We start from the raw sequence: 26559 nt of genomic DNA, 5'->3' as shown, positions 1-26559 counted from the left end.
ATGTATGATGTCTGATGTACGATGTCTGATGTCGGATGTCGGATGTCGGATGTCGGATGTCGGATGTCGGATGTCGGATGTCGGATGTCGGATGTCGGAAAGCCATTATAAAATAAAAACCGAACATTTTGTTCGGTTTTTATTTTATAATGATCCCACTATTTCAAATCCGACATCTGCCATCAGACATCCTCCATCTTCTTAATATCCCAACCCCATATCTTTTCCTTTCATTGTAGCTGGTACTCCGTCAGTAATCCATTTGGCGGGTTTATCGCCTTTCAGCAGGTAATCGAAGAACTGCTGTTCACGAACCTGGATGTCTTTTCTGTTTCTTCTTTCTACCAGGTTATGGGCCTCATTATTGTAATTCAGCATCCATACTTTTTTACCAAGGCGGCGCATCGCAGTATAGTATTCAATGCCCTGGTACCATGGTACAGCATCATCGGCATCATTGGCCATGATCACCAGTGGTGTGGTTACTTTTGGCAACTGAAACAAAGGCGAGTTTTCAATATAGAGGTTTGGCTTCTCCCATAATGTGGCACCAATACGGCTCTGTGTTTTCTCATACTGGAACTGTCTGTTTAAACCTGTGCCCCAACGAATACCACCATAGGCACTTGTCATATTAACCACCGGCGCACCTGCCCATGCTGCTGCATACAAATTGGTTCTGGTAATCAGGTGAGCAATCTGGTAACCACCCCAGCTTTGTCCCTGTAACCCTAATTTGGTACTGTCTACATACCCCTGTTTCACCACAGCTCTTGTACCGCTGAGGATATAGTCATAGGCACCTTGTCCGGGATAACCTTTTTTATACCAGATATCGGGTACAAATACCACATAACCTCTGCTGACAAAGAATGAAATATTCAATCTTGATGGTGTAGGTGATGGTGCATTATAACCATACAAACCCTGACTGCTTCTTTCATAGAAATACACGATCATCGGGTATTTCTTTTTAGGATCAAAATCTTCGGGTTTGTATACGATGCCTTCTGCTTCTTTACCTGTATATGCTTTCCATTTGAAGAGCTCAGCCGTTCCCCAATTATATCCAGCCTGCTGCGGGTTGGTATTCGATAATTGCCTTGCTGCACCATCCAGCGCCTGCACATACAAATTTGGTGACTGCTGGTAGGTTTCTTTGGTATAAGCCAGCACATTGGCATCTTTTGCTTTCTGAATGGCAGGACTCACACCCATCTTTTCTTTGAATACCTGTTTGAATTCTTTATTAAACAGGTTCAGGGTAGCAAGACCACCACTTTTATCTTTCTCATCAAATGAACGAAGTAATAATGTTTGTCCGGCTTTGATAAACCGCTCTTCCTGATCGGTATTTACATAGCGATAAGTGGTTTTGTCTTTACGACCGGCAGTAAGACATACCGATGCCGCTTTCCCTTCCGGATCTACCTGCCATATATCGTAACGGTCGTACACAAACACGTATTGATCACCTTCAGACCATTTTACGATGCCATATGCATTCGGATCATCAGGTACGTCATTTTCTTCATCTGACAAAGATGTTTTAATGTCTTTGGCCACCTGGTATAATTGCTGCGTGTTGTTATTGTACACAAAATATTGTTGCTTCTTTTCATCGAAGAACAAAAGGTATTTACCGGTATAAGATGGCTGAAGGTTTCCGCCTTTCAAATCTTTCCTGATCACTTCTGCGGCCCCTGTTGTTGGGTTTACCTTGTATACATCATTCAAACTAAAACCCTGCCATTGTGTAGCTACGCGTTTTCCAAAATCAGACACCCCATAAAATACAGGGCCATCCCCTTCCTGTGTAGGAACAACCGTGCGTAGTTTTTCATTGGCCAGTTGTACCACCTGATTTGCAGCAAGATCGTAATACGCCGTATAACTTCTTCTCAGTTCTGTATTCAGGTTTCTTAGCTGTACGGGTTGAATATAATCGTCGTTATAATGCCATACATCCACACTCACCCTGTCTATTTCAGGTACTGTGGTATCACGTACTGGCCAAATGGGTAATGTTCCTAAAAACAACCTGTTACCTGTTTTACTGAATATAATACTACCAGGATTATCGCTGATGGTCCAGTTGGCAGTCAGGCCCTTTGTTTTATTGTCTGCCAGGAGACGGGCACTGTCCATTCCGTCTTTATAATAATAGAGTTTATAAAATTTCTGTAAGGCTTTACTGCTGCTGTCTCTTTCTGCAACAAAAGCTACCTGTGAACCGGCTTCATCCATACGGAAACTCTTGGCTTCGTTAAAACGCTTGAAGATGGTTGTTGAAGTATTGTTTTTAAGGTTCAGTTTTGTCAATGAAGCTACCGATGCTTCATCGCTGTTTTTACGCGTTGTTTCAATTAGTAAAACAGCTCCGGTTTTGTTGAAAAAATAATCTTTTACCAATGTAAACCTGCGTTCTTCTCCTGTCAGTAAATTTCTCAATACCAGTTCCGTGCCTTCTTCAATTGGTTCTGCTGCTGGTCTTGCCGCAGGGCGGTTTGTTCTCGCGGTTTGCAGCACAGACAGGCCATTTGTTTTGGCCAGGTTGGCTTTATTACGGATACTATCCGCTACACGCATCAGGCTATCGGCCATTGACAACATGGTATTGATCCTTGTTAAAGAATCGGGGGTGCGTGGACGATTTGTTTCGGGTAATGGTTTATCCAGTAAATAAGCCAGCCAGGTTCCGGTTTCATCCGGAATCTTATAACTTTTAATACGTGGTACTTTTAATATATCTGTTTTTCCCAGCGTTATAATGGCAAGACTGTCCTTTGGCATTTCATCCGGACGACGTTTCTTGATTCTTGCATCCCGTGTATCTTTATAGAATGGTCTGATTCGACAGATCGCATATAGATTGTCTTCGGTAATTGCTACACTGTAACCGCGGGGTATAACTATTTTGTAATCACCCGACAAACTCTGGATATACAGGTTACCATCGCCCTCCTGGGGGTTTACGGCATAAGCCACATATTTTCCATCGTTACTGATGGCTCTTTCTCCTATTGCCTCCCATCCGTCATACACAGTATGATCGAGTGGTTTTTTCTGCGCAAGGGTCTGAAGCGCCGGCAGGAATAAGAGGGCCAGCATGAGTTTTTTCATAGCGGTAGTTTTAGTAGGCTCCGAAGATAAACAAACCCGCGGCTTCTGCTAATGGCTTTTACAGGAAAATGACCAATGGATGAACAGTAGCCTGAAACCATTGTTTCACTACTTTTACGCAAATTACCCATATGAAGAAACAGCTCCTTATTCCTGCATTACTACTTTCTGCCTCACTCTTTGCACAGGAACCCAAACTCGAAAAAATATGGACCACCGACAGCCTGCTGAAAGTACCCGAATCAGTTTTATTTGATGCGGAAAACAAAGTATTATATGTTTCAAATATTGATGGACAGCCGGGAGGAAGAGATGGCAAAGGCGCTGTTGGGAAAGTGGGGCTTGATGGAAAAATTATTGCAGCTGAATGGATCAGCGGATTGAATGCCCCCAAAGGAATGGGACTTTATAAAAACAAACTCTATGTGTCTGATTTAAATGAAGTGGTGGTGATAGACATAAAAAAAGGAACCATTACAGAAAAAATAATAGTCCCGGATGCTGTATTCCTGAACGATATTACCATAGACAATAAAGGAACCATTTATGTAAGTGATAGCCGGACTTTTAAAGTGCATAAAATAGAAAACGGAACCGTTTTTTTATTGGTCGACAAATTACAGGGACCCAACGGGTTACTCGCCATAAAAGACGGATTACTGATACTCGACAGGGGTAGTTTACTAAAGATGACAAACGATGGACAACTCTCAAAACTAGCCGATGGGATGGACCCTGCAACAGATGGTATTGAAATGGTAAAAGAGAAAGAATATATTGTTAGCTGCTGGGGTGGTATTGTGTATTATGTATATGCCAATGGTAATAAAACCACATTGCTTGATACCAGAAATGAGAAAATGAATAGCGCAGATATTGGCTACGATACCAAAAAGAAAATCGTATACGTACCCACTTTCTATAGAAATACCGTTACAGCCTATCAATTAAAGCAATAATTAAGGTCATTTTAAGGCAGGAATCTTAGACATATGAAGAGAAAGGCAGATATTTCATAATGGTGAACACCCACCTAAGGCCAATCCAAGATTCAAATGCATTCATTTGAAATGAATACCGACGTTTATAGCATGCAACAAACGATCAGAATGCTGGAGCATTCTGAATTGTTTTCCTGTATGCTGATGAATGAGGAAGGGTATTACACCTATATCAATCATCGTTTTGCCCAAATTACAGGATTGGCTGTATCAAATATATCTCATACAAAAGCAGATACCCATATTCATTATGCTGATCTTGAATTTTTCCGCAACCAGTTATTCAATTGCAGCCAGCATCCCGGCGATAAATTTTCTGTAACCGTAAGGTATATTAATGGTGACCATACTCATACCGTGCAATGGGAACTCTGCTGCTATACAGATGACCAGGAGCAGGTTATTCTTGGTATTGGAGTACCATTGAGTGGCGATCCGCTGGAAGAATTTTCCGCTACCCGTTATGCCCAGCAATTCAATGAATACCTCGATGGTGTGCAGGATGGTTTTTTTGCACTTAACCGTAACTGGATATTCATCAGGGTAAACCGTTTTTTTGAACAGGTTACAGGTCTTAACAGACATGACATGATTGGCCGGAGTTTCTGGGATATATTTCCCGACTCTCCCGACCAACCCTATGCAGTGGCCATGCGCAAAGCATTCGACCAGGAACAAACCATCACATTTGAACAACCCTGGCCGCCGGAATATCATTTTGCAGTATCAGCTAGTCCCTCAAAAGAAGGTATCATCTGTTATTTCATTGATATTTCCTTACAAAAGAAACAGCAACTTGAACTGCTGGCCAATGAAATAAAATTAAAAGCCATTCTCGACAGCACCACCGATGTAAATATCATGATCAGTCCTGATATGCACATCCTTAACTACAACCGTACTGCGGGTTTGCTGGCTGAAGAATATTTCAGGACCCAGTTACATATTGGTGCCAATTTTATGCATTATGTAATGCCGGAACTGAGAGAATCATTTCAGGATAATTTCAACCGGGCATTAGCTGGTGAAAAACTGACTACTGAGCGACCCGTTGCCTTACCCAATGGTGATGCGATGTGGTTCCAGTTTTTGTATTACCCGGTTTATAGTGATGCAGAAAGTATGATGGGTGTAGCCATGAATATCACCAATATTAACGGGCGAAAAACCGCCGAGATGAAACTGCTGCAACAGTACGATAAAATGCGTGAGATTGCTTATTTACAATCGCATGAAGCCAGGGCTCCGTTGAGTAATATACTCGGGCTGATTAATGTGCTGATGCTCTACACAGAAAAAACAAATGATCCTGATATTTTACAGGTACTCGAACACCTCAATGAAAGTGCAGCCAGACTTGATACAGTGATCCAGAAAATTGTGTCGAATACAAGACAGGAATAAATTACAGTGAAGATTTTTTTACCTGTTGATGCTGCCTCATCACCCTGATCATCTGTAATACCACAGAAGCCGTGATAAGCAATACACCGATATAAAAACTATTTCCCAACTGTTTCTGTTCTCCAAATAAAACAAAAGCAAGTGCAATACCATATACAGGCTCAAGGTTGAGACTCAGGTTTTGTGTAAATGCAGATACTTTTTGCAAAGCCTGTAACATGAGATCCATGGCGAGTACGGTACAGAGCCAGCCCAGTATAAGTAACCAGCACCAGTCTGATAATGAAGGCAGCACTGATTCAACAGGATAATAATGCAGGTAAACAGGCATGAGTAAAGTAAGTAATAACAAACCCCCACTTAGCTCATATACCATCATTACGCGTGGTTCTACTTTATTTACCTGTCTTTTATTGAGTACGGTAAACAATGCCGCCAGTATGGCTGAAACAATACCGGCAATAATGCCTTCCCTGTAACGCTGATCAAATTGAAAAATCAGTAAAATTCCAAGCAGGCTGATGAAACCTAAGCCCACATCCCATGCACTGAATTTTTTATTATTGAACACAGGTTCTAGCAAAGCAGTAAAAAGCCCTGTTGAAGCAAAACATACCAGTCCGATAGATACATTGGCCATCTTAATACTCCCATAAAAAAATACCCAGTGCAACGCGATGAGTGTACCAATACCCAACAATTTCCAGACCATGGAGGCGGGAATACGCTGGAACTGTTTTTTTATCTGTAATAAAAACAAAAGACTCACTACCGTAATCATGATTCGATACCATACCAGCAAGCCTTCATTCAGTTGTATGAGTGCACCCAACACACCGGTAAAACCAGCCAGAAAAACAGAAATATGTAGTTTGATAAGTGCCTCTCTCATAAGAAGGGTTGTGTGGCAATAAAGCTAATGAGAAAGGAGTAAAGTGAGGGCCGTAATGTTTGAAAAGTCAGGCTGTTGTGCTTCGAGACTTGCACTATGAGCAAAACAGCGAATTATTTTGAGTACAACCCAATTTCAACACACTATCTTCCCTGGCTCGTAGCTCAAGGCTCACAGCTCATTGTCAATAATACTCTCCTAGGAACTCGCTACGCGCTTGCGGTAGTTACGGAAAAGGCTGTGCCATTGAATTTTCAATACACCCAATACACCTTCTTTAATAATACCCTTGCTCATTTTGCTTACACCGATTTTACGGTCAACAAAAGTGATGGGTACTTCTTTGATACGGAAACCCAGTTTCCAGGCTACAAATTTCATTTCTATCTGAAAAGCATATCCAACAAATTCAATCTCATCGAGGTTAATGGCTTCCAGTACCTGTCGTTTATAACAAACAAAACCGGCAGTAGGGTCGTTTACAGGCATCCAGGTTAAAAGACGGGTGTACAATGCGCCACCCCTTGAATACAATTGCCTGTCTAACGGCCAATTCTCTGTTTTACCACCAGGTACATACCTGCTACCCACTGCTACATCGGCACCCTCTTGTACGCAGGCCTGAAACAATCTTTCCAGGTCTTTGGGGTTATGCGAAAAATCGGCATCCATTTCAAAAATAAAATCATAACTCCTTGTAATACCCCATTTGAATCCATGGATATAAGCGGTACCCAGGCCGAGTTTCCCTTTTCTTTCTTCCAGGAAAAGTTGTTTGTGGTAATGTGGCATCAGCGATTTAACGATGGAGGCCGTTCCATCAGGAGAAGCATCATCAATTACCAGCACATGATAACCTGCATCCAATTCGAATACAGCGGCTATAATTGAGGCAATATTATCCTTCTCATTATAAGTTGGTATGATGACTAATTTTTTCAAGGGCTGAAACAGGTTGCTCCGCTAAAATACAACACAGAACGATTGCTCGCTGTTTCGTGGGAAGAAATGCGGGAAATACGGTGTATTTAATACAGACTTATCCTTTTTTTAACAGGGTTCTATTCAGGATTTCAGTTAGTTTTTGTTTCGTATTCATCGGAAAATCGCCTTTCATCATCCAGTCGTAGTACTGGGGCTCTTCTTTGAGTACCTGAACAACCGCTTTGCCTTTGTGTTTGCCAAAATTAAATATCTCTACCCCATTTTCTTTAATAAAGCGGCGTGCAAAATCAACAATATCATCTTCACCGGTAAATTTTACGATGCTGTCAACCGTATCGCCTATCTGCGGATATCGTTCTACCTGCGCTTCCAGTACTTCCCAGGTAGCTGTTGCATCTATTTCTGCACTGTGTGCACCTTCCAGTGTTTTCTGACAATAAAATTTATATGCAGCACTTAAAGTGCGTTGTTCCATCATGTGAAATACTTTTTGTACATCGACCAGTTTTTTGCCATCTACAGAAAATTCAATACCCACACGTAGAAACTCTTCAATCAGCATGGGAATATCGAAGCGATTGCTGTTATAACCACCCAGATCGCATTGATCAATAAATTGTTTGATTTCATTGGCCACCTGTTTAAAACTCGGCGCCTCTTTTACCATCTCATCTGTAATACCATGTATATCGCTTGAGCTTTTAGGAATAGGCATCAATGGATTGATGAGTTTACGTTTTACCTGTTTGGTACCATCAGGATTGATCTTTACGATAGCGATCTCCACAATACGGTCTATACTGATATTTACTCCGGTTGTTTCAAGATCAATAAAGGCAAGTGGACGGCTGAGTTGCAATTTCATGTTACGAAGTAAATACTTTAATTCTTAATTAGTGTTTTTTAGGTGTTGTTCCATCAGTTGACCAGCCAGTAAAGGAATATCCAACCCATCATAATTACCACTACTCATCAGCAGGAGGCTGGACTTTTTGTAATTCCGCGATACTAACCAGTCATGCAATACTTCTCTGTTGGTAAAAACAATCAGTCCTTTTTTATTAAATCCTGTTTCTATGGCTGTTGCAGATAAATCGGGTAGTCGTTTCAGTTCCAATGCGTGACGTGAATAGAACACTACTGCTTCATCTGCCTGTTCCAACGCCCCGTTATATTCCTGCATGAATGCTTCGTTGAGGCTGCTGTACGTGTGCAGTTCCAGCACTGCAATCAGTTTACGTTCCGGAAACTGGTTTTTTACCGCATCGATGGTTGCTTTTACCTTACTTGGTGCGTGGGCAAAATCGCGGTACATGGTGCAGTCATCTGATGATGCCAGCAATTCCAATCTTTTGGCCGCCCCTGTAAAGTTTTCGATAGCGGGCATAAATTTAGTTGCCGTTATACCCAATTCTTTGCAGGCATAATAAGCGGCATAGAGATTCATGAGGTTATGGTTTCCGAAAACTTTCAGCGAGCCTTTTACACCATCAATGGTAACAGATGTAGCACCATTAATAATCTCGTGTTCAGGAATATTGTAAGGTTGATAGCGAATATCGCTTCTTAGATTCTTTGTAACCAGTTCTTTTAATACAGGATCAGATGCATTGTAGATAAGCACGCCTCCCTCTTCAACCCTGTTGATAAAAATGGTAAACTGCTCCAGGTAAAAATCAAATGTGGGGAACACATTGATATGATCCCAGGCAATCCCAGTTAAGATGGCCACATGCGGATAGAGAAAATGAAATTTAGGTTTACGTTCAATGGCACTGGCTGGGTATTCATCTCCTTCACAAACAATAACAGGCGCATCTGTAATATTAACCGACTGATCAAAACCTTCCACCCTTGCACCCACCAGGTAATCAAAAGACTGCTGTGTTTGTTTCAACACATGCATAATCATACTGGTGGTGGTGGTTTTGCCATGACTGCCCCCAACTACTATACGGGTTTTGTTTTGGCTCTCGTGATAGATATATTCAGGGAAAGAATAAATTTTCAAACCAAGTGAAACCGCTTTTTGTAATTCCGGGTTATCCTGTTTGGCATGCATACCCAGGATAACGGCGTCCAAATCCGGAACAATCAGATCGGGCTGCCAGCCAATAACTACTGGTAAAAGCCCCTGTTGAAGCAGGTTGGTTTTGGCTGGTTCAAAGATTTCATCATCGGTTCCTGTAACCTGGTAACCCTTTTTATGCAGCGCTATGGCCAGCTGGTGCATCACACTCCCCCCTATTGAAATAAAATGAACCCTCATAATAATTGATTGATTTCAACCGTTTTACACTAATTAACGAATCGGCAACTGTACTCAAAGCAACATTATAACTTAAATCAGTATCTTCGTTATAGCGCAAAATACAGTCAAAACGCCAACTTAATACAACACACATGAAAAAGATAACCGCTTTAATGCTCCTGTTATTGTTCAGCGCTGCATTGGTTAGCTCTTGTACCTCTTCAAAAAGCAGAGGCTGCCCTACTACTAATCCCCGTTATTTCAAACCTTAACAGGGCAGAAATTTATTGGTTCAAAGAATGTTTGATATTTAAGATGAATTGGAATACCCTAAGTTCAGTTGAACAATTAGCCGCAATCAAATCAGCCTCTTTCCAGCAACCCCAGGTTATTTTCAAACACAGCACCCGTTGTAGTATCAGTTCCATGGTGCGTAGCCGGTTGGAAAGAAGTGTAGTACCAGAAAATATTCATTTTCATTACCTCGACTTACTGGCTTATCGTCCGCTTTCCAATCAGGTTGCCGAAGAATTTGGTGTTTATCATGAATCTCCACAGGTGCTGCTCATAAAAAATGGCGAATGTGTATACGATGAAAGTCACCAGGGCATAAATATGGATGAAATCGCAGAACAGGCTGTATTGTAGTTTCTCTATGCTTCATTATTATTTACATTCAGTAAATTGCTGAAAACACCGCTTCATGACTATTACTGTATTTGGCGCAACCGGACAGGTAGGCAAATATGTAGTTACGCAGGCATTGGCGCGTGGTTATACCGTTAAAGCTTTTGGCAGGTCTATAGCATCATTGATTGACAAAGATGCTGCCAATGAAAACCTCATTGCCGTTAAAGGTTATGTATTTGAAGAAGCAGATGTTTTAGCTGCTGTTACAGGTGTAGATGCAGTGGTTTCTGTTTTAGGCGGCGCTTTTGATGGAAAAGACCGCACCAGGAGTCTGGGTATGAAAAATATTATTGCCCAGATGAAAAAAACAGGGATAAAAAGAATTGTAGCCCTGGGTGGTATGGGTATATTAAATGCAGATGACAATGAATTACTCATTGAACAGTCCGACTATCCTGAGCAATACAAACCAGTAGGGCTCGAACATTTAGCTGCATATCGTTCACTGGAAGTTTCTGGTCTTGACTGGACTTTTGTTTGTTCTCCCGATATTCTCGATCAACCTGGTAACAGGCAATATATTACTTCGGCTAATTATCCCCCCAAACCCAATCAATACCAGATAGCCGCAGGTGATCTGGCAGATTGTATGTTGCAATGCATTCACAAAAAGCAGTATTTATTTCAGCGGGTAGGGATCAGCAGATTGTGAGGGTGAATGGTGAGTTAACAGGTATTAAATTTTTCAGGAAAAAAATATTATTCTTACCCCACTCACTACTGACTACTCACTACTCACTACTTCCCTCATCATCAACCAGTCTCTCTGCACATCTCTGCCTAATACAAAATCGTGTTCTGAAAATTTTTTGAAGTCAAATGAGTTGTAGAAACTGATGGCACGTTGATTTTTCTCCCATACACCGAGCCAGATAGTTGTATATTTTTTTTCTTTCGCATAAGCGATGGCATGCTGCATCAATGCTTTTCCTATACCCTTTCCTATCATATGTTTTCTGGCATAGAAACGACAGATTTCAATGGCTTTATCAGTCCCTTTTAATTCGGTGTGCTTTCCAGGTTTTAGTTTGATATAACCGGCGGGTTCTTCTTTATGATAAATAAGAAAAAAGATACAGTCAGGATGAGAGAGTTCTGCCATCAGTAATGGTGTACTGAAGGGCCCATCCAGAAATAACTGCATGTCTTCTGCTGTATTATTTTCTGCAAAGCTGTCGCAGAAAGTTTCACGGCTGATGGTTGCAATCAGTGCCGCATCTGCTTCGGTAGCCTGTCTGATGGTAATTTCAGTCATTAATGTTATGCTGATACGTTTTCAATCACCATGGCACTGGCACCACCGCCACCATTACAAATACCTGCAGCACCTGTTTTTCCACCATGTTGTTTGAGTACATGAATCAATGTAACAATAATTCTTGCCCCACTGCAACCCAGCGGATGTCCCAATGATACTGCACCACCATGTACATTTACTTTAGCAGGATCGAGCTGCATTTTTTGCATATTGGCAATACCTACCACAGAGAATGCTTCATTGAGTTCTACAAAATCAATATCACTCATCAACAATCCGGCTTTAGCTACTGCTTTGGGAACAGCCAGTGAAGGAGTGGTTGTAAACCATTCAGGCGCCTGTTCAGCATCGGCATAACTGCGGATAACAGCCAGTGGTTTAATACCCAGTGCTTCTGCTTTTTCTTTGCTCATGAGTACCAGAGCAGCGGCGCCGTCGTTCATGGTAGAAGCATTGGCGGCTGTTACAGTTCCATCTTTTACAAAAGCAGGTTTCAATTCGGGTATCTTATCAAATTTCACATTGAATGCTTCTTCATCTTTTGTAAACAGAACCGGATCCCCCTTACGTTGCGGAATAGGCACAGGAACAATCTCTGCATCAAAACTTCCATTGTTCCAGGCGGCCTGACTTCTTTTATAACTTTCTATGGCAAATGCATCCTGTTCTTCGCGACTGATATTACATTCTTTGGCACAAAGTTCAGCGGCATTACCCATAGCATAGTTATGGTACACATCAGTGAGTCCGTCTTTTGCCAGTCCATCTATTAATTGCACATTCCCATATTTATTACCCCAACGGAGGTTGGGAGAATAAAAGGGCACATTGCTCATACTTTCCATTCCACCGGCAACTATAATATCTGCATCACCCAATAAAATTGATTGGGCCCCCTGTGCAATGGCTTTCATACCACTGGCACATACTTTATTCACCGTAGTGCAAATGACAGCATCTGGCAAGCCGGCAAATTTTGCAGCCTGACGCGCAGGAGCCTGACCTGTATTGGCCTGTATTACACAACCCATTAATACTTCCTGTACATCAGTGGGTTGAATACCTGCTCTTTCCACAGCAGCTTTAATGGCAATGGCTCCCAACTGGGGAGCGGTAAAATCCTTTAAACTTCCACCAAATGAACCCATTGGTGTACGAACAGCCGATACGATATATACAGTTTTTGTTGCCATTTCTCAATTTTGAATTGCAAATATAAAGCATTCATACTAACAACCGTTAGTCTTGTTGCTTTAAAAGATATTCATTCATTGATCATTGAATCTCAGGCCACAGATTCACAGATTATTAAGTGTGCAGCTAAGCGGGTTAAGATTAAACAGACTTATCTTAGTGATAATATGAATGATATGCATTTGCTTAAATACCCGAAATTTTTATTGATCATTTTAATGAGTGCAATACTTACCGGTTTTGCAGTTATTGCACCAGATTGTACACAACTAAAAAAGGGGAAATTTCATAGCTATAACAAACAGGGCATACATATTATTATCAACAGGATTGATGGTATTCAGCAAGACATTAATACCCAAACAAAAGATACCACTTACTGGAAAATAGACTGGCTGGATAATTGTCGCTTTGCCGCCAGTTTTTTAACCGGTTCAGGGCCTAAAACCCCGGAAGAAAAGAATTTTTACCAGAGTACCGTTTTGTTTTATGAAGTAAAAGAAATAGCCGATAATTATTATATCGGAACCACTACTGTTAAGGCCCCCAATGGAACGAGCAGTTCTACTGATACTACCTGGCTGGTAGAAAAAAACAAATATTAAGCTTTTTCATCAGGTTTTGGTACAAGATTTGTAGGTATTATTTCATAACCCTTGCTGATGCAATTGAATAAAGCCATTCTAAGTACACTGCTGATTATTCTTTCGTTTAGCTCAAGAATAGATGCACAGGAGCCTGATCCTGTTTTTGTACAACAATACAAAACGTTCAGAGAGATTACCGATTCCCTATCCTCTTATGCCTTGTATCTGGTTCCTTATGGCTCAACTAACAAAATCAGGTTAACCGGTGCCTACCAGAGCCGGCTCTCTAAAGTGTATCATTTTTTGAAGCAGAATAAAAAAATAGATTTTCAACAACCAGATTTTATCATCGGAATTTTAATAGATGATCAGCAGATAGAAGAACCCAAAGTGCTGCCGAATGGGAGAAGAGATATGTATGACCAATATATTTTAAAAGTTACTTACCGGTATAAAGTTAATTTCCTGATTCACACGAAAGATAAAAAGGAATTAAGGTTTACACTTGGCGACATCGTTGCACATGAGAAAACCATGGAGATGAGTTCCCCGTTAAATGAAATCAGGGATTCCATCAGCCGGAGGGGTTATTCCATGCAACCACAGCCACAGGCGATTTCACTTACTCAATTGCAATCACCCAGGTACGGAGAGCTATGGATGCACACAGAAGATTATAAAACACTTTTATCTAAGCTACTGGACAAATTCACTAACTATTATGTAGACAGGGTTGATAACTAAAAACCAACAAATGAAAAAACTACGCTTACTACTGCTGTCAATTACCTTATTCATGAGTAGCTCTTGTTTGTTTGCACAGGATGATTCTGCCTTTGCACAGATTTACCGTACACTGCGTGAAATGACGGATTCGTTGAAAACCTATAGTTTATACATTGTTCCGCCTCAATCAGCAGACAAAATTAAGCTGGGGCCTGTTTATCAGAGAAGATTGGTAGAGGTGTTTCATTTTCTGAAATCGGGTAAGCAAGTGAACTATGAAGACCCGGATTTTATTATTGGTTTTCTTATTGACGGACAATCTTTACACACCCCCAATGGTACTGCGTCTACCAGTTATAGCGCGGGTGTAAATGGTGCTATAAATGTTTCACAGGCCACCCATAAATTTTATTTTACAGTTTTAGTTCACACCAAAAAAAAGCAACAACTTAGTTTCCGGCTTGGTGGAACTGTTTATGTCAGCAAACGTATTACTGAAACACCTACTTATAGTTTTAATAATCAGATTAAAGACTCCATAACCAGAAACAGGCTTCCACAGAACCAGGGTTATCTTTTAAGAGACCAGTCTATTTCACAAAACAACTCATTTTTAGACAGCAGACTCCTTCCCAATGTTGAAGATTATAAAGCACAACTCTTGAAAATATTCCAGCTATACAAGAATAAATATGTAGACAGGGTATATAATTAATCCTTTGTATCCAGTGCTTTAATACCTGTTTGGGTAAATTCAATTTTTCTTTGTTTGTACAGGTTACCCGTAGTCATTTTAAAGGTTTTTTTACTCATTCCAAAGAATTCATAAATGTCTTCCGGGGCCGACTTATCATTATAGGGCAGGTAGCCATTGTTTTCCGCGAGCAGGCGTAATACTTTACCCGCTTCATCTTCTACTTTCTGAAAGCCGGGTTTACCCAGCACTACATCAATTTTATTACCGGGTAATATTGTTTTTACAAAGCCTTTTAAATGATCGCCAATTTCTATATCACTGAATATTTCGCTTGTATGAATGATACCTGTGTGCAGGTTGTTTATGATGACTACATAACCCAATTCAGATTTTCGATACACCAGTAAGTCAACCTGATCGAGTTCTTTCACCGTGAGTGTGTCATTGCTCAGCAACTGCTCCAGTTTTTCTGTTGCAGCTACCCTTCCGGTCATTTCATCGATATAAAGTTTCACGAGGTATTCTCCGCCCTCACGCATACCACCCAATTGTTTGGATGCAGGCACAAACAGGTCCTTCATCAACCCCCAGTCTAAAAAAGCCCCCTGTCTGGTTACAGCCACTGCTTTCATTTTTACGATTTCTCCTACACAGGCTTTTGCTTTTTGTGTGGTGGCAATCAGCCGGTTATCTGAGTCGTGGTAAACGAATACAGTGATTTCGTCTCCAATTCTTAACCCCTTGGGGGCAAAACGGGTTGGCAGGAGAATACCCTCCTCCCCATTATCGAGATAAAAACCAAAATCTACTTTTCTTGATACTTTCAGTGTATTGTATCGGCCTACCAGCACTGGCTCCATAAAACAGTTTAAGGGGCAAAAATAGGTTAGTTTATTGGTTTAGCTGAAAATGCATGCATAAAGCCCCTTTCCACTACTGTTAGCAACTTTAAACAAGCACCTTCAAATGCTTTAAATATTTTGCGGCCAATGAACCGGATCAAGCCCCTTATTGGAATAGTATTTTTATTTTTTGGCTGGAATAAAACCTTACTGGCTCAACAGGTAAATGGCCATTGGTTTGGGGTGGGGAAAGTTGCAGTACCCGGCGAACACAGTGCCTATATGGCCGAACTCATTCTGAAACAAAAGGGTAAAACTGTGGCGGGTGAATTACAATATTATTTTCGCGACAGTCTTTTTAAGTTAGCGGTTAACGGTGTTTTCAACAGCAATACCCGGCAGCTTAGCTTTAAACCCGTTCCATTTATTTATTATTTATCGCGAAGCACCAGAAATGGGATTGATTGTATACTGACAGGCAATTTTACACTTATTGTTAACCGAACAGAATCTATTCTGAATGGTGCTTTTGAAAGTGATGCCGCACACCGGTACACAGCTCCAGCCATTCAGTTTCGTTTCAGGTATTCAACAGATACCCTTTCAGCCCCCATAAGCCCAATAACAGAAATAGCAGTTGATGAACCGGAGAAGGATACTGTTTTTATACCTGTTATTACCCCGGTTGCAGCACCCAATATCATTGATACAGTATTTCTGAAAAGGGAAAAACTATTGGTGCGCGAGATAGAGGTATCTGGTGGGCCTCTGCGACTTGAATTGTACGATAACGGAAGTATAGATTACGACTCTGTATCGGTTTATCTTAATAACCAGTTACTGATACCTAAAGTAAAACTCGATCACAGGGCCATCAGGAAAACCATTCAATTAGACAGTTCGCTGGCTTTTAATGAACTGAGTATGTTTGCAGAAAACCTGGGCATGGTACCACCGAATACCGCTGCATTAATCATCTACGACGGAGATAAAAGACATGAACTCATTCTCACCAGCGACCTGAACCGAACAGCAACAATAAGGCTGAGGAACAGAAGAATAGCGAATATTCAATAATGAATGTTGAAGTAATTCATTATTGAATATTCATCATTCAAACAGCTCCTGCTGTGGATTATCTTCTTTGGGTTTTTGCTCCCATTCCATTTCAATGCTTTTATTGAAGTCGGTGAGCTTGGCCCCTACTGCTTTCCAGCCCATTACTTCTACCATTTTTGCCACTTTAAATTTTGCTTTTCGTACCTGAGTACCTTTACCGGTTTGTACTCCCAATATAGGTTCATCTTCAGTAGTAACCGCTTCCAGACGGTTTCCCTCTCCTTCCTTAATAAAGAGGAACTGGGTTTTTAAAGTACTGGTTTCAATTTTAAATCGCTTGATATTATACTGCCGTTTATCGTTGTCGAGATAAACAGCTGTAATGATTTTATTGGGATCGAATTTTTCAACCAGTGCAATTTTTTCCGGCTCAAAACGCTGTGTCATTTCAGTATCGGTGAGCTCATAAGTTCCGTCGTGATAGATCAGCAGTAATTTTTCATCTTCAAAACTTCCGAGGTACTGCCCTTTTTCTTCCGTATTCAGTCGGCCGAATTTGTCATCGAACCAGAGTTTACGACCTGCCAGTGTACTCTTTCCGGCTTCCTTCAGTTTTACGGCTTTAATCGGATATTTGGTTACCTGGTTACCCATACTGCTCCTGCCCTTGATTTCCAGTTCTTCAAAATAGAAATCAAATTCCTTGTTTCGTGCTGTACAGTTAGGACTGAGTACAATTTTCACTACTTCTGCTTCACCGTTCAGGTTAGCGGTGAAATAGTGCACTTTACTTTTATCAGATCCTTTGGTAAGATCGTATTCTTTTTCTCTTGTAATACCGGTTACATTAAAACGTTTGGCATAACTGGTTCCGGTGGCTCCATCGAGATAAATCATGTTGTAGGTAGTACGCTCATCATTTTTCTGGAATACAGCAGCATGAAGAATATCTTTCCCGATAAACACTTTATCCGACACCTTCACCACTTTCATGGTACCTGAGCGGGTAAAGGCAATGATATCATCATAATCAGAGCAATCACAGAGAAACTCGTCTTTCTTTAATCCGGTGCCAATAAATCCTTCCGAACGGTTGATGTATAATCTGGTATTGGCAATAGCTACCTGTTTTACCTGGATGGTATCAAATTCTTTGATCTCGGTTTTGCGCTCTCTTCCTTTGCCATATTTTTTCAGGAGGTTTTCAAAATAAGCCACTGCAAAATCGGTCAGGTGTTCCAGATCGTGTTTTACCTGTTTGATATCTGCTTCTATCGATTTAATCTGCTCATTCAGTTCATTGATATCGAGTCGGTAAATTCTTCTCACCGGTTTTTCAGTGAGTTTGAGAATATCTTCTCTTTCAATAGCCCTTTTCAGTTTTTTCTTGAAGGGAGTAAATGCTTTATCAATGGCTGCTATTACTGCATCCCAGGTAGCATGTTTCTGTTCAAGCTCCTTGTATATTTTTTCTTCAAAGAATATTTTCTCTAGTGATGTATAATGCCATTTATCTTCCAGCTCACCCAGTTTTATCTCCAGTTCTCTTTTGAGTAATTCTTTTGTATTGTCAGCAGATACTTTCAGTAATTCATGTACTCCCATGAATTGCGGCTTATGATCTACAATTACACAGGCATTGGGCGATATACTCACTTCGCAATCTGTAAATGCATAGAGTGCGTCGATCGTAATATCGGGTGAAATACCGGCAGCCAGATCAATATGTATTTCTACTTCTTTGGCTGTTACGTCTGTTACTTTTTTAATTTTAATTTTCCCCTGGTCATTGGCTTTGGTGATGGTTTCCATCAACTGGGTAGTGGTTACACCATATGGCACATCTCTGATGACCAGTGTTTTTTTATCCAGTTCTTCTATATGCGCCCTTACCCTTACCTTACCACCTCTTTTTCCTTCATTATAATTCGCCACATCAATCATTCCTCCTGTCTGGAAATCGGGAAATATTTCAAACCGTTTCCCTTTGAGGTATTTAATGGAAGCATCAATGAGTTCACAGAAATTATGGGGTAATAATTTGGTCGACAAACCAACGGCAATACCATCCGCTCCCTGTGCCAATAAGAGCGGGAATTTCATGGGTAGTGTTACCGGCTCATTCTTTCTGCCATCATAACTCAACTGCCACCTTGTGGTTTTGGGATTGAACGCCACATCCAATGCAAATTTCGACAAACGTGCTTCTATATACCTTGATGCAGCGGCATCGTCACCTGTTCTTACATCACCCCAGTTTCCCTGCGTTTCAATCAGTAAATCTTTTTGTCCGAGGTTCACCAATGCATCACCAATACTTGCATCACCATGTGGATGGTATTGCATACTTTGACCGATGATATTGGCCACTTTGTTAAAACGGCCATCATCCATTTCCTTCATTGAATGCAAAATCCTTCTCTGCACCGGTTTCAATCCGTCTTCAATAGCCGGAATAGCCCGTTCCAATATTACATAGGAAGCATAATCAAGGAACCAGTTACGGTATTGGCCCTGCACCCCTGTTTCATTTTCAAAAACCCTGTTCGGTTGTTTTTCTTTCGCCATGTCTACTTCATTTGTGATCGCTACTGATTAAGTCTGAAAGTATCGTCTTTTGCATCTTCAAGACCATTCAGTTCAAACACGATGATATCTGTATCTGCTATTACTTCATGCCAGGCCCATGGTTGAATTTTAACCATCACCGGCGCTTTTATTTTAATAGTTCCTTTTTTATCGCTCCGCACATCCAGCCAGTTTACCGTTGCTTCTCCCTGCATAATGATGATCTGCTCGGGGTTTTTATGTACTGCTGTTCCTTTGTGATAATGTCTGCCGCTGGCACTGCCTGCTTTCCGGTAGGCAATAATAAATTGACCTGTTCTGTCTGTATCAAAAAAATGTGTGGTCCCTCGTTCATCTTCTGCCACCTGTTTTACCGGGATAATTTCTACCATGCGCTACTTTTTTATGCTGTTTCCGTTATCACTGTTTGTGCTGCAGATGCCGTTTTTACAGTCACTTCTTTCCATCCCCTGTTCCAGTCTCCTGCTGTTTCCAGTCTTCCGGCAGCTACCAGTTCCCTGATACGCCAAACCAGAAAAACATCACCGGTCTTTACTTTCATTTTACTCAGGGTATTTGTAATTACTTTATTCAGTTTCTGCGGTTCACCAGTTATATGGACAAGGATATCTTTATCAAAGAATTCCACTTCTTTCCCCATAATTTTCTTACCCCCTTCCAGAAAACGTATCAGGGCTCCATCCTGACAAAGTTTTTTCCATTCATCAGGATCCACTTCAAATTCACTGAGTGTAATGGGGCGTGCCAGTTTTTTTGCCTTGAGGAATTCTTTCGGTTGAATCTCATGCAGGTAAGACGGATAAAATATCTGCCCCTTTTCATTGATAAAAGGCAGGTTATTCAGGTACAGTACCTGCACACGGCCCTGGTATTCTTTTAACTGACTCATGAGCCAGTAGTAACCACATACATCATGGGCATTCTGTGCCATCCAAATCCATACTTCTGCTTCAGGCTCTTCATCTAATTGTTTGAGTAACTGATGAACTGTAAGCTTATCATCAACAATATTGATTTGCTCTGTGTAAGGAGAATATTCTAATACATTTTTTTGCCAGTCACGTCTGGTCTGATAACCTTCTGTTTCATTAATATCTCCCAACGGACCTACTGCATAATCATCTTTTATTTCTACAATACTGCCTTGCAGGCTCTCATCCAGTTCTATGGCCTGTTGCAGTGCTGTTACATTTGCTGTTTCAAAAACTATATGAATCATCTTTTCTTTTTTGCGCTTTACTAAATAATCAATCTACCAGGTCAAGTTCTACTTTCAGGTTGTTAATAATAAACTCCTGCCGTTCCATGGTATTCTTGCCCATATAATATTCAAGTAACTGCTGGATATGATCGCCTTGCTCAAGGATAACAGGTTGTACACGCATTTCTTCGCCGATAAAACGACCAAATTCTTCGGGTGAAATTTCGCCCAACCCTTTAAAACGGGTTATCTCCGGTTTGTTTCCCAGTTTGGCTACGGCTGCCTGTTTTTCTGTTTCGTCGTAGCAATAAATGGTTTCCTGTTTGTTTCTTACCCTGAACAAGGGTGTTTCCAATATATACACATGACCTCTTTTTACCAGATCAGGAAAGAACTGGAGAAAGAAAGTCATCATGAGTAAGCGTATATGCATACCATCCACATCGGCATCCGTTGCAATAACAATATTATTGTACCGAAGGCCTTCCATCCCTTCCTCTATATTCAGTGCATGCTGCAGCAGGTTGAATTCTTCGTTTTCATACACAACTTTTTTAGTGAGTCCGAAAGCATTCAATGGCTTACCCCGCAGGCTGAATACGGCCTGTGTATCTACATTTCTCGATTTGGTGATACTTCCACTTGCACTATCTCCTTCTGTAATAAAGATGGTTGAGTTTTTCTGCGTTGCAATAAATTCTTCTTTATTCTTAGCAGGCAGGTCATCATTTAAATGTACCCTGCAGTCGCGCAATTTTTTATTATGAAGATTTGCTTTTTTGGCTCTTTCATTGGCCAGTTTTTTAATACCCGCCAGCTCTTTTCTTTCCCGCTCACTCTGTTCTATACGTTTACGCAAGGCCTCAGATACAGCCGGATTCCTGTGTAAATAGTTATCCAGTTCTTTTGCAAGGAATTCTTCCACAAATTTCTTCATGGTTGGGCCGCCTTCGTATACATTCTGTGAACCCAATTTTGTTTTGGTCTGGCTTTCAAATACCGGCTCCTGTACACGAACAGAAATTGCCGCTACAATACTTCCGCGGATATCTGCCGCATCATAATCCTTTTTGTAATAATCACGGATTACTTTGATATAGGCTTCCCTGAACGCCTGTTGATGGGTCCCCCCCTGTGTGGTATACTGACCATTTACAAATGAGAAAATATCTTCCCCATAATCGTTGTTATGTGAAAGTGCCACTTCTATATCTTCTCCTTTCAGGTGAATAATCGGGTAACGCAGTTCATCAGCATTGGTCTTCCGTTCTAATAAATCGAGCAGACCGTTTTTGCTGACATATTTTTTCCCGTTGAAATGAAGTGACAAACCCGCATTCAGGTAACAATAGTTCCATAGCTGGCTGTCGAGGTATTCATGAATAAAATGAAAATTACGGAACACGGTTTCATCAGGAACAAAACTCACCAGTGTTCCATTCGCTTCTGAGGTTTTCTGTTCTTTATGATCGTTTATCAGAACGCCGCGTTCAAATTCTGCTGTTTTTTCTTTCCCATCCCGGTGAGAGGTTACTTTAAAATACTGACTTAAGGCATTCACCGCTTTGGTACCCACCCCATTCAATCCCACACTTTTCTGAAAGGCTTTACTGTCGTACTTGGCACCGGTATTAATTTTACTCACCACATCCACCACTTTACCCAAAGGAATACCGCGACCATAGTCACGAATTGTTACCTGTTTACCATCAATACTGATTTCAACCTGTTTACCATAACCCATGGTATGTTCATCGATACAGTTATCAAGCACTTCTTTGATCAGTACATAAATACCATCATCGGTAGCAGAGCCATCTCCCAGTTTACCAATATACATGCCGGGACGCAGACGGATATGTTCACGCCAGTCGAGCGACCGTATGGAATCTTCATTATACTCGTTCAAATTCTTCTGTTCAGCCATTTGCAATCAGTTTAATCAGTCACTGTACCCTTTCTGCAGAAAGGAAACGCATAATTCTCAACCCGCAAATCTAACCACCTCAACTCCCGGTACAATTTTACTTTTCTACAAATAGGCATTTCATGTGGATAAAAGAGGTTAAAATGTTGATTTATTGGGTTTTCAAAGCCTTGGTTATACCTTTACCCCATCAAACAGCCTGAAAAATACCTTTTAGAGGACCTTGAACAGATTGCCTCTCTTGCCCTTGACAGGGAAGCCGAAAATGACCGATTTGCACAGCAGGTAAAATCGCTCGACCCACTTGAAATTGATCGTTTGGTGCACCGGTTGAACAAAGAAATTACACCCAGAATAAACTGTACCGATTGTGGCAATTGCTGCAGAAGCCTGATGATTAATGTTTCAGAAACAGAAGCAGACCGTTTATCAGATCATCTTAACCAGCCGAGGATAGATTTTGATAAACAGTATATTGAAAAAGGCAGTAATGGCATGATGATTATGAATGCTGTCCCCTGTACTTTTCTAAATGAAAATAAATGTACTGTTTATGAATACCGTTTTGAAGGTTGCCGCGAATTTCCGGCCATGCATTTACCCGGATTCAGTAAAAGATTATTCACTACCCTTATGCATTATGGTCGCTGCCCCATAATTTTTAATATTGTAGAGGAAATGAAAAAGCAGATTTTGGATGTCTGATGTAGGATGTAGGATGTCGGATTTTTTTTTGATTTTTGACTTTTGACTTTTGGTTTACAATTGCTTCATTTATTTCATCTTTACTCTAGGTATCAGAAATCTGACATCCGCCATCTGACATCAAAAAATCTCCCCTATGCTTGCTTTTGGAATAGACAGCTTGTTACACACCACTCCTTCCTGGAAAGGTTTACGGATTGGCATGGTTACCAATGAAGCGGCTACGACCCGTTTACTGGAACCGTCGAGACAGGCTTTACTGAAAGCGGGTTTTAATATCCAGGTATTGTTTTCTCCGGAGCATGGACTTGATGTTCGTGGTGCAGACGGGCATGCCATTAAAGATGGCTATGATTTACTCACTGGTTTACCCGTAATCAGTTTATACGGTGAACGACTCGCCCCCACCGAAGCCCAGCTGGCCGATATTGATCTGCTTCTTTTTGATGTACCTGATATCGGCAGTCGTTTCTATACTTATTTATGGACCCTTACTTATCTCATAGAAACTGCTGCTGCCACTAATAAAAAACTTGTACTACTGGATCGTCCCAACCCCGTGTCTGGGAATATGCAATTATGCGAGGGGCCAATGCTTACTGAAGCCAACAACTCTTTTATTGGAAGATGGGAAATGCCTGTGCGGCATAGTTGTACATTGGGAGAACTGGCACTTTATTTTAATGATACAAGAAAGATTCATGCTGATATTGAAGTAATACGGTGCGAAAACTGGCAAAGAGATTCATTCCAGCCCGACTGGGGTATTCCATTTGTACCCACTTCTCCAGCCATCCAAAGTTTTCAATCGATGTTATTGTATCCCGGACTCTGTTTGCTGGAAGCTACCAATATCAGTGAAGCACGCGGCACAGCTTATAGTTTTGAAGCTGCAGGCAGCCCCTGGCTTCACGCAGAAGTGGTGGCCGACATGCTTAATAATATGTCCGGCGGCGAAATAACCACTGCTACTATTCAGTTTACACCTGTACACAGTAAATTTGAAAAGCAATTATGCAATGCCGTGCACATGAAGGTAGACGACCGTTCCTGTTTTAATGCAGTGATGAATGGTATGATATTAATCAAACTCATAAAAAGTCTGCATCCTTCACAATTTAGCTGGGCCACTTATCCAACCAGTGTAAACCCTTCCGGCAAAGGTCATCTTGATAAATTATTGGGTATTTCAAACAGCGAAGCATTATTTGACCTACCCGTTCCTGCATTTATTGCCACCATTACAAAATATTGCAGGTGTAAGGAATGGGAAGAAGAAGTAGGTGAAAATTTACTGTATGAATAGTGAGTAGTGAGTAGTGAATAGTGAGTAATATTATTAAATACCCCCCACTGACTACTGACTACTCACTATTCACTACTTCCTCCATACAAATCCCTTATCACCACGCTGGCTGCTACACAACCAAAGATGGCGGGCATATAGCTGATGGTTCCAATGATTGATTTTTTTGGGTATGCTTTTTCTGTTTCAATAATCCGGCTCTGGTCTACCCTCTCCGCACTGAATACTACTTTTAATCCTTTGTATATCCCCTGCTCATGCAGTCTTTTACGAACATACCTGGCCAGGTTACACTGATGGGTTTTGGAAATATCTGTTACCACTACTTTCGAAGGATCTACTTTACCACCTGCACCCAATGAGCTTACAATGGGTATTTTTCTGTCGATACAGGCTTTTATAAAAAATACTTTTGGAGAAAGCGTATCGATACAATCCACTGCATAATCAAAATTTCCCTGGTCCAGTATTTCTTTTGTGCGGTCGTCTTTAATAAACTCAGTAAGGATGGTGAGGTCAAGAGCAGGATTAATGTCTTTCAATCGTTCTGCCATTACTTCCGCCTTTAGTTTACCGGCAGCAGAGTGAAGCGCAGGTATCTGGCGGTTACAGTTACTCAGGTCAACCGTATCGGCATCTACGATGGTCATTTTACCCACGCCAGCTCGTGCAATCATTTCCGCACAAATACCTCCAACGCCACCCAGACCCACTACCAATACATTTTTGGTCATGAGTTTTTCAATCGGTTCGTCACCCAATAAGAGCTGGGTTCGGCTCATCCAATATGGCACCATCTTTGATTTTTTGATTTGGTGATCTTTGATTTCGATTTACTTATCTTTCTATCCAGAAATTTAATATACAAAAATGTAGTTCCTATGCGGTTTAATAAAATAATTATTGTCTTGTACACTGTGTTAACATCATTCAATAGCTTTTCGCAGACTTCGCCTGTAAAACTATTCGATGCAGGCAGGCGGGTAAGTTTTCGTGGGCTCAGTGTGGTGAACGACCTGGTTTTCTGGGCCAGTGGCAGTAATGGAACGGTGGTAAGATCACTGGATGGAGGTAATACGTTGGAATGGATGACCATTCCCGGCTATGAGAAAAGAGATTTCAGGGATATCGAAGCCATCGATGCAGAAACAGCTGTTATTATGGCCATTGCTGAACCTGCGGTTATTCTTAAAACAAAAGATGGTGGCAAAAACTGGAGTAAAGTATTTGAGGATACAACCAAGGGCATGTTTATGGATGCTATGGACATGTTGGTTGATTCAGCACAAATAAAAAGAAGCAAGGATCAAGGAAACAGGAAAAAGGGTGATAAAGCTCCGACCCATACACTGATTGTGATAGGTGATCCGATCAATGGAAAATTATTTGTGGCCATGTCATTCGATGCAGGCGATACCTGGCAGGTAATGCCAAAATCTGAATCGAAAGATGATGTAAGACTTGTTCCTGATACAGAAGCCATGTTTGCTTCGAGCGGCACCAATGTTAAGCTTACAGCCATGGGTAAGTATTCACCTGCATTAGTAGCCACAGGCGGAAGCAAAGCGAGACTCAAAGATTTATCACTACATAATATCAACGATTCCCTTCCCATGATGCAGGGTGGCACTTCAACGGGTGCCAATTCTATTGACGTGTTCAACAAAACCAAATCGGCCGTCATTGTGGGTGGCGATTTTGCCAGAGATAGTATTGGTACTGATAATTGTGTGCTTGTTTCTTTTCAAACCGGAAAGCCGGTGTATTCATTGCCGGTAACCATGCCACACGGATACAGATCCTGCGTTATTTATCTTGATGCAAACAACCTGGTAACCTGCGGTACTTCCGGTATCGATATTTCAAAAGACGCAGGTAAAAACTGGCAACTTATTTCAAAAGAGAGTTTTCATGTGGTACAAAAAGCCAGAAACGGTAAAGCCATTTTTATGGCAGGTGGCGGCGGCCGTATTGCGCAACTGATTCTACCCTGAGTAAATATCTTCTGTGTCTTTCTGTGTCTTCAGTGGCAAATAATTAATTTTTATTGCCACTGAAGACACAGAAGAACACAGAAGGATGGTGAATTGATTGAAATGTTAAAAAACTTCACTGCTTATTACATTCTTTAAACCTGTATCTGTGTCAGCGGTCTTATACAC

24 protein-coding genes are annotated in these 26559 nt (G+C 41.1%); 11 read left to right on the top strand and 13 right to left on the bottom strand.

Features of this window, described 5'->3' with window-relative positions; all coding sequences use genetic code 11:
• Positions 1-201: 201 nt before the first annotated feature.
• The gene (locus KXJ59_RS00305; protein ID WP_295199879.1) at positions 202-3123 is read right to left on the bottom strand and encodes a prolyl oligopeptidase family serine peptidase; all 2922 of its coding nucleotides are present in this window, start codon (positions 3121-3123) and stop codon (positions 202-204) included.
• 131 nt (positions 3124-3254) lie between these two features.
• On the opposite strand from KXJ59_RS00305, the gene KXJ59_RS00300 reads away from it, so the two are divergent.
• Positions 3255-4082, top strand: a complete 828-nt coding sequence (locus KXJ59_RS00300; RefSeq protein ID WP_295199876.1) for an ATP/GTP-binding protein — start codon at positions 3255-3257, stop codon at positions 4080-4082.
• A 111-nt stretch (positions 4083-4193) separates the two neighbouring features.
• Positions 4194-5528 carry a PAS domain-containing protein gene (locus KXJ59_RS00295; protein ID WP_295199874.1) on the top strand — a complete coding sequence of 445 codons (1335 nt, stop codon included), beginning with the start codon at positions 4194-4196 and terminating at the stop codon, positions 5526-5528.
• 1 nt (position 5529) lies between these two features.
• Here KXJ59_RS00295 and KXJ59_RS00290 read toward each other — a convergent pair whose 3' ends face one another.
• The 4 genes from KXJ59_RS00290 to KXJ59_RS00275 all read right to left on the bottom strand — a co-directional run bounded on the left by KXJ59_RS00290 (position 5530) and on the right by KXJ59_RS00275 (position 9634).
• Positions 5530-6420 carry an EamA family transporter gene (locus KXJ59_RS00290; protein WP_295199872.1) on the bottom strand — a complete coding sequence of 297 codons (891 nt, stop codon included), beginning with the start codon at positions 6418-6420 and terminating at the stop codon, positions 5530-5532.
• A 198-nt stretch (positions 6421-6618) separates the two neighbouring features.
• Entirely contained in the window at positions 6619-7362 is a 744-nt protein-coding gene (locus KXJ59_RS00285) for a polyprenol monophosphomannose synthase (RefSeq protein ID WP_295199869.1), read from the bottom strand.
• 97 nt (positions 7363-7459) lie between these two features.
• The gene (locus KXJ59_RS00280) at positions 7460-8230 is read right to left on the bottom strand and encodes a 3'-5' exonuclease (RefSeq protein ID WP_295199867.1); all 771 of its coding nucleotides are present in this window, start codon (positions 8228-8230) and stop codon (positions 7460-7462) included.
• Positions 8231-8254: 24 nt separating this feature from the next.
• Positions 8255-9634 (bottom strand): Mur ligase family protein, encoded by a 1380-nt coding sequence (locus KXJ59_RS00275; RefSeq protein ID WP_295199865.1) that lies wholly within the window; start codon positions 9632-9634, stop codon positions 8255-8257.
• A gap of 297 nt (positions 9635-9931) precedes the next feature.
• Between KXJ59_RS00275 and ytxJ the strand changes: the two genes are divergently transcribed.
• Entirely contained in the window at positions 9932-10264 is a 333-nt protein-coding gene (gene ytxJ / locus KXJ59_RS00270) for a bacillithiol system redox-active protein YtxJ (protein ID WP_295199862.1), read from the top strand.
• A gap of 55 nt (positions 10265-10319) precedes the next feature.
• Positions 10320-10958: an NAD(P)H-binding protein gene (locus KXJ59_RS00265; protein WP_295199860.1), complete on the top strand. Its 639-nt coding sequence runs from the start codon at positions 10320-10322 to the stop codon at positions 10956-10958.
• Positions 10959-11030: 72 nt separating this feature from the next.
• Here KXJ59_RS00265 and KXJ59_RS00260 read toward each other — a convergent pair whose 3' ends face one another.
• The gene (locus KXJ59_RS00260) at positions 11031-11561 is read right to left on the bottom strand and encodes a GNAT family N-acetyltransferase (protein ID WP_295199857.1); all 531 of its coding nucleotides are present in this window, start codon (positions 11559-11561) and stop codon (positions 11031-11033) included.
• Between the two features lie 5 nt (positions 11562-11566).
• Positions 11567-12757: an acetyl-CoA C-acyltransferase gene (locus KXJ59_RS00255; RefSeq protein ID WP_295199854.1), complete on the bottom strand. Its 1191-nt coding sequence runs from the start codon at positions 12755-12757 to the stop codon at positions 11567-11569.
• Positions 12758-12934: 177 nt separating this feature from the next.
• On the opposite strand from KXJ59_RS00255, the gene KXJ59_RS00250 reads away from it, so the two are divergent.
• The 3 genes from KXJ59_RS00250 to KXJ59_RS00240 are packed head-to-tail and all read left to right on the top strand — an operon-like array spanning position 12935 to position 14786.
• The gene (locus KXJ59_RS00250) at positions 12935-13363 is read left to right on the top strand and encodes a hypothetical protein (protein ID WP_295199853.1); all 429 of its coding nucleotides are present in this window, start codon (positions 12935-12937) and stop codon (positions 13361-13363) included.
• Between the two features lie 57 nt (positions 13364-13420).
• Positions 13421-14089, top strand: a complete 669-nt coding sequence (locus tag KXJ59_RS00245; protein WP_295199850.1) for a hypothetical protein — start codon at positions 13421-13423, stop codon at positions 14087-14089.
• A 10-nt stretch (positions 14090-14099) separates the two neighbouring features.
• Complete coding sequence (locus KXJ59_RS00240) at positions 14100-14786, top strand: hypothetical protein (protein WP_295199847.1); 687 nt, start codon at positions 14100-14102, stop codon at positions 14784-14786.
• Here KXJ59_RS00240 and KXJ59_RS00235 read toward each other — a convergent pair.
• On the bottom strand, positions 14783-15628 hold the full coding sequence (locus KXJ59_RS00235) for a S1-like domain-containing RNA-binding protein (protein ID WP_295199845.1): 846 nt from the start codon (positions 15626-15628) through the stop codon (positions 14783-14785). The genes KXJ59_RS00240 and KXJ59_RS00235 overlap by 4 nt on opposite strands.
• 129 nt (positions 15629-15757) lie before the next feature.
• Here KXJ59_RS00235 and KXJ59_RS00230 point away from each other — a divergent pair, with 129 nt between their 5' ends.
• On the top strand, positions 15758-16687 hold the full coding sequence (locus KXJ59_RS00230; protein ID WP_295199843.1) for a hypothetical protein: 930 nt from the start codon (positions 15758-15760) through the stop codon (positions 16685-16687).
• A gap of 33 nt (positions 16688-16720) precedes the next feature.
• Here KXJ59_RS00230 and KXJ59_RS00225 read toward each other — a convergent pair whose 3' ends face one another.
• Genes KXJ59_RS00225 through KXJ59_RS00210 form a run of 4 tightly spaced genes read right to left on the bottom strand, consistent with a single transcriptional unit; the run spans position 16721 to position 22386 of the window.
• The gene (locus KXJ59_RS00225) at positions 16721-19237 is read right to left on the bottom strand and encodes a DNA gyrase/topoisomerase IV subunit A (protein ID WP_295199842.1); all 2517 of its coding nucleotides are present in this window, start codon (positions 19235-19237) and stop codon (positions 16721-16723) included.
• A 20-nt stretch (positions 19238-19257) separates the two neighbouring features.
• Complete coding sequence (locus KXJ59_RS00220) at positions 19258-19629, bottom strand: hypothetical protein (RefSeq protein WP_295199839.1); 372 nt, start codon at positions 19627-19629, stop codon at positions 19258-19260.
• An 11-nt stretch (positions 19630-19640) separates the two neighbouring features.
• A complete protein-coding gene (locus tag KXJ59_RS00215) occupies positions 19641-20477 on the bottom strand; it encodes a DUF1835 domain-containing protein (protein WP_295199836.1) in 837 nt (278 codons plus the stop codon).
• A 28-nt stretch (positions 20478-20505) separates the two neighbouring features.
• Entirely contained in the window at positions 20506-22386 is a 1881-nt protein-coding gene (locus KXJ59_RS00210) for a DNA topoisomerase IV subunit B (protein WP_295199834.1), read from the bottom strand.
• A gap of 321 nt (positions 22387-22707) precedes the next feature.
• Between KXJ59_RS00210 and KXJ59_RS00205 the strand changes: the two genes are divergently transcribed.
• Positions 22708-23091 carry a YkgJ family cysteine cluster protein gene (locus KXJ59_RS00205; RefSeq protein ID WP_295199882.1) on the top strand — a complete coding sequence of 128 codons (384 nt, stop codon included), beginning with the start codon at positions 22708-22710 and terminating at the stop codon, positions 23089-23091.
• A gap of 136 nt (positions 23092-23227) precedes the next feature.
• Positions 23228-24397, top strand: coding sequence for a DUF1343 domain-containing protein (locus KXJ59_RS00200; RefSeq protein WP_295199833.1), 1170 nt, complete (start codon positions 23228-23230; stop codon positions 24395-24397).
• Between the two features lie 65 nt (positions 24398-24462).
• Here KXJ59_RS00200 and KXJ59_RS00195 read toward each other — a convergent pair whose 3' ends face one another.
• Positions 24463-25194 carry a tRNA threonylcarbamoyladenosine dehydratase gene (locus tag KXJ59_RS00195; RefSeq protein ID WP_295199830.1) on the bottom strand — a complete coding sequence of 244 codons (732 nt, stop codon included), beginning with the start codon at positions 25192-25194 and terminating at the stop codon, positions 24463-24465.
• 84 nt (positions 25195-25278) lie between these two features.
• On the opposite strand from KXJ59_RS00195, the gene KXJ59_RS00190 reads away from it, so the two are divergent.
• A complete protein-coding gene (locus KXJ59_RS00190; RefSeq protein WP_295199827.1) occupies positions 25279-26391 on the top strand; it encodes a YCF48-related protein in 1113 nt (370 codons plus the stop codon).
• Positions 26392-26559: the final 168 nt, after the last annotated feature.

Origin of the sequence: Sediminibacterium sp. (genome assembly GCF_019264485.1) — a bacterium.
GTDB lineage: Bacteria > Bacteroidota > Bacteroidia > Chitinophagales > Chitinophagaceae > Sediminibacterium.
Note: the sequence above shows the minus strand (reverse complement) of the source record. Positions and strands in the feature narration are given on the sequence as shown.

What these genes read in the sequence shown, in the direction of transcription:
- KXJ59_RS00305 (WP_295199879.1), bottom strand. Translation starts at nt 3,123, where the DNA reads ATGAAAAAACTCATGCTGGCCCTCTTATTCCTGCCGGCGCTTCAGACC.
- KXJ59_RS00300 (WP_295199876.1), top strand. Translation starts at nt 3,255, where the DNA reads ATGAAGAAACAGCTCCTTATTCCTGCATTACTACTTTCTGCCTCACTC.
- KXJ59_RS00295 (WP_295199874.1), top strand. Translation starts at nt 4,194, where the DNA reads ATGAATACCGACGTTTATAGCATGCAACAAACGATCAGAATGCTGGAG.
- KXJ59_RS00290 (WP_295199872.1), bottom strand. Translation starts at nt 6,420, where the DNA reads ATGAGAGAGGCACTTATCAAACTACATATTTCTGTTTTTCTGGCTGGT.
- KXJ59_RS00280 (WP_295199867.1), bottom strand. Translation starts at nt 8,230, where the DNA reads ATGAAATTGCAACTCAGCCGTCCACTTGCCTTTATTGATCTTGAAACA.
- KXJ59_RS00275 (WP_295199865.1), bottom strand. Translation starts at nt 9,634, where the DNA reads ATGAGGGTTCATTTTATTTCAATAGGGGGGAGTGTGATGCACCAGCTG.
- ytxJ (WP_295199862.1), top strand. Translation starts at nt 9,932, where the DNA reads ATGAATTGGAATACCCTAAGTTCAGTTGAACAATTAGCCGCAATCAAA.
- KXJ59_RS00265 (WP_295199860.1), top strand. Translation starts at nt 10,320, where the DNA reads ATGACTATTACTGTATTTGGCGCAACCGGACAGGTAGGCAAATATGTA.
- KXJ59_RS00260 (WP_295199857.1), bottom strand. Translation starts at nt 11,561, where the DNA reads ATGACTGAAATTACCATCAGACAGGCTACCGAAGCAGATGCGGCACTG.
- KXJ59_RS00255 (WP_295199854.1), bottom strand. Translation starts at nt 12,757, where the DNA reads ATGGCAACAAAAACTGTATATATCGTATCGGCTGTTCGTACACCAATG.
- KXJ59_RS00250 (WP_295199853.1), top strand. Translation starts at nt 12,935, where the DNA reads ATGCATTTGCTTAAATACCCGAAATTTTTATTGATCATTTTAATGAGT.
- KXJ59_RS00245 (WP_295199850.1), top strand. Translation starts at nt 13,421, where the DNA reads ATGCAATTGAATAAAGCCATTCTAAGTACACTGCTGATTATTCTTTCG.
- KXJ59_RS00240 (WP_295199847.1), top strand. Translation starts at nt 14,100, where the DNA reads ATGAAAAAACTACGCTTACTACTGCTGTCAATTACCTTATTCATGAGT.
- KXJ59_RS00235 (WP_295199845.1), bottom strand. Translation starts at nt 15,628, where the DNA reads ATGGAGCCAGTGCTGGTAGGCCGATACAATACACTGAAAGTATCAAGA.
- KXJ59_RS00230 (WP_295199843.1), top strand. Translation starts at nt 15,758, where the DNA reads ATGAACCGGATCAAGCCCCTTATTGGAATAGTATTTTTATTTTTTGGC.
- KXJ59_RS00225 (WP_295199842.1), bottom strand. Translation starts at nt 19,237, where the DNA reads ATGGCGAAAGAAAAACAACCGAACAGGGTTTTTGAAAATGAAACAGGG.
- KXJ59_RS00220 (WP_295199839.1), bottom strand. Translation starts at nt 19,629, where the DNA reads ATGGTAGAAATTATCCCGGTAAAACAGGTGGCAGAAGATGAACGAGGG.
- KXJ59_RS00215 (WP_295199836.1), bottom strand. Translation starts at nt 20,477, where the DNA reads ATGATTCATATAGTTTTTGAAACAGCAAATGTAACAGCACTGCAACAG.
- KXJ59_RS00210 (WP_295199834.1), bottom strand. Translation starts at nt 22,386, where the DNA reads ATGGCTGAACAGAAGAATTTGAACGAGTATAATGAAGATTCCATACGG.
- KXJ59_RS00200 (WP_295199833.1), top strand. Translation starts at nt 23,228, where the DNA reads ATGCTTGCTTTTGGAATAGACAGCTTGTTACACACCACTCCTTCCTGG.
- KXJ59_RS00195 (WP_295199830.1), bottom strand. Translation starts at nt 25,194, where the DNA reads ATGGTGCCATATTGGATGAGCCGAACCCAGCTCTTATTGGGTGACGAA.
- KXJ59_RS00190 (WP_295199827.1), top strand. Translation starts at nt 25,279, where the DNA reads ATGCGGTTTAATAAAATAATTATTGTCTTGTACACTGTGTTAACATCA.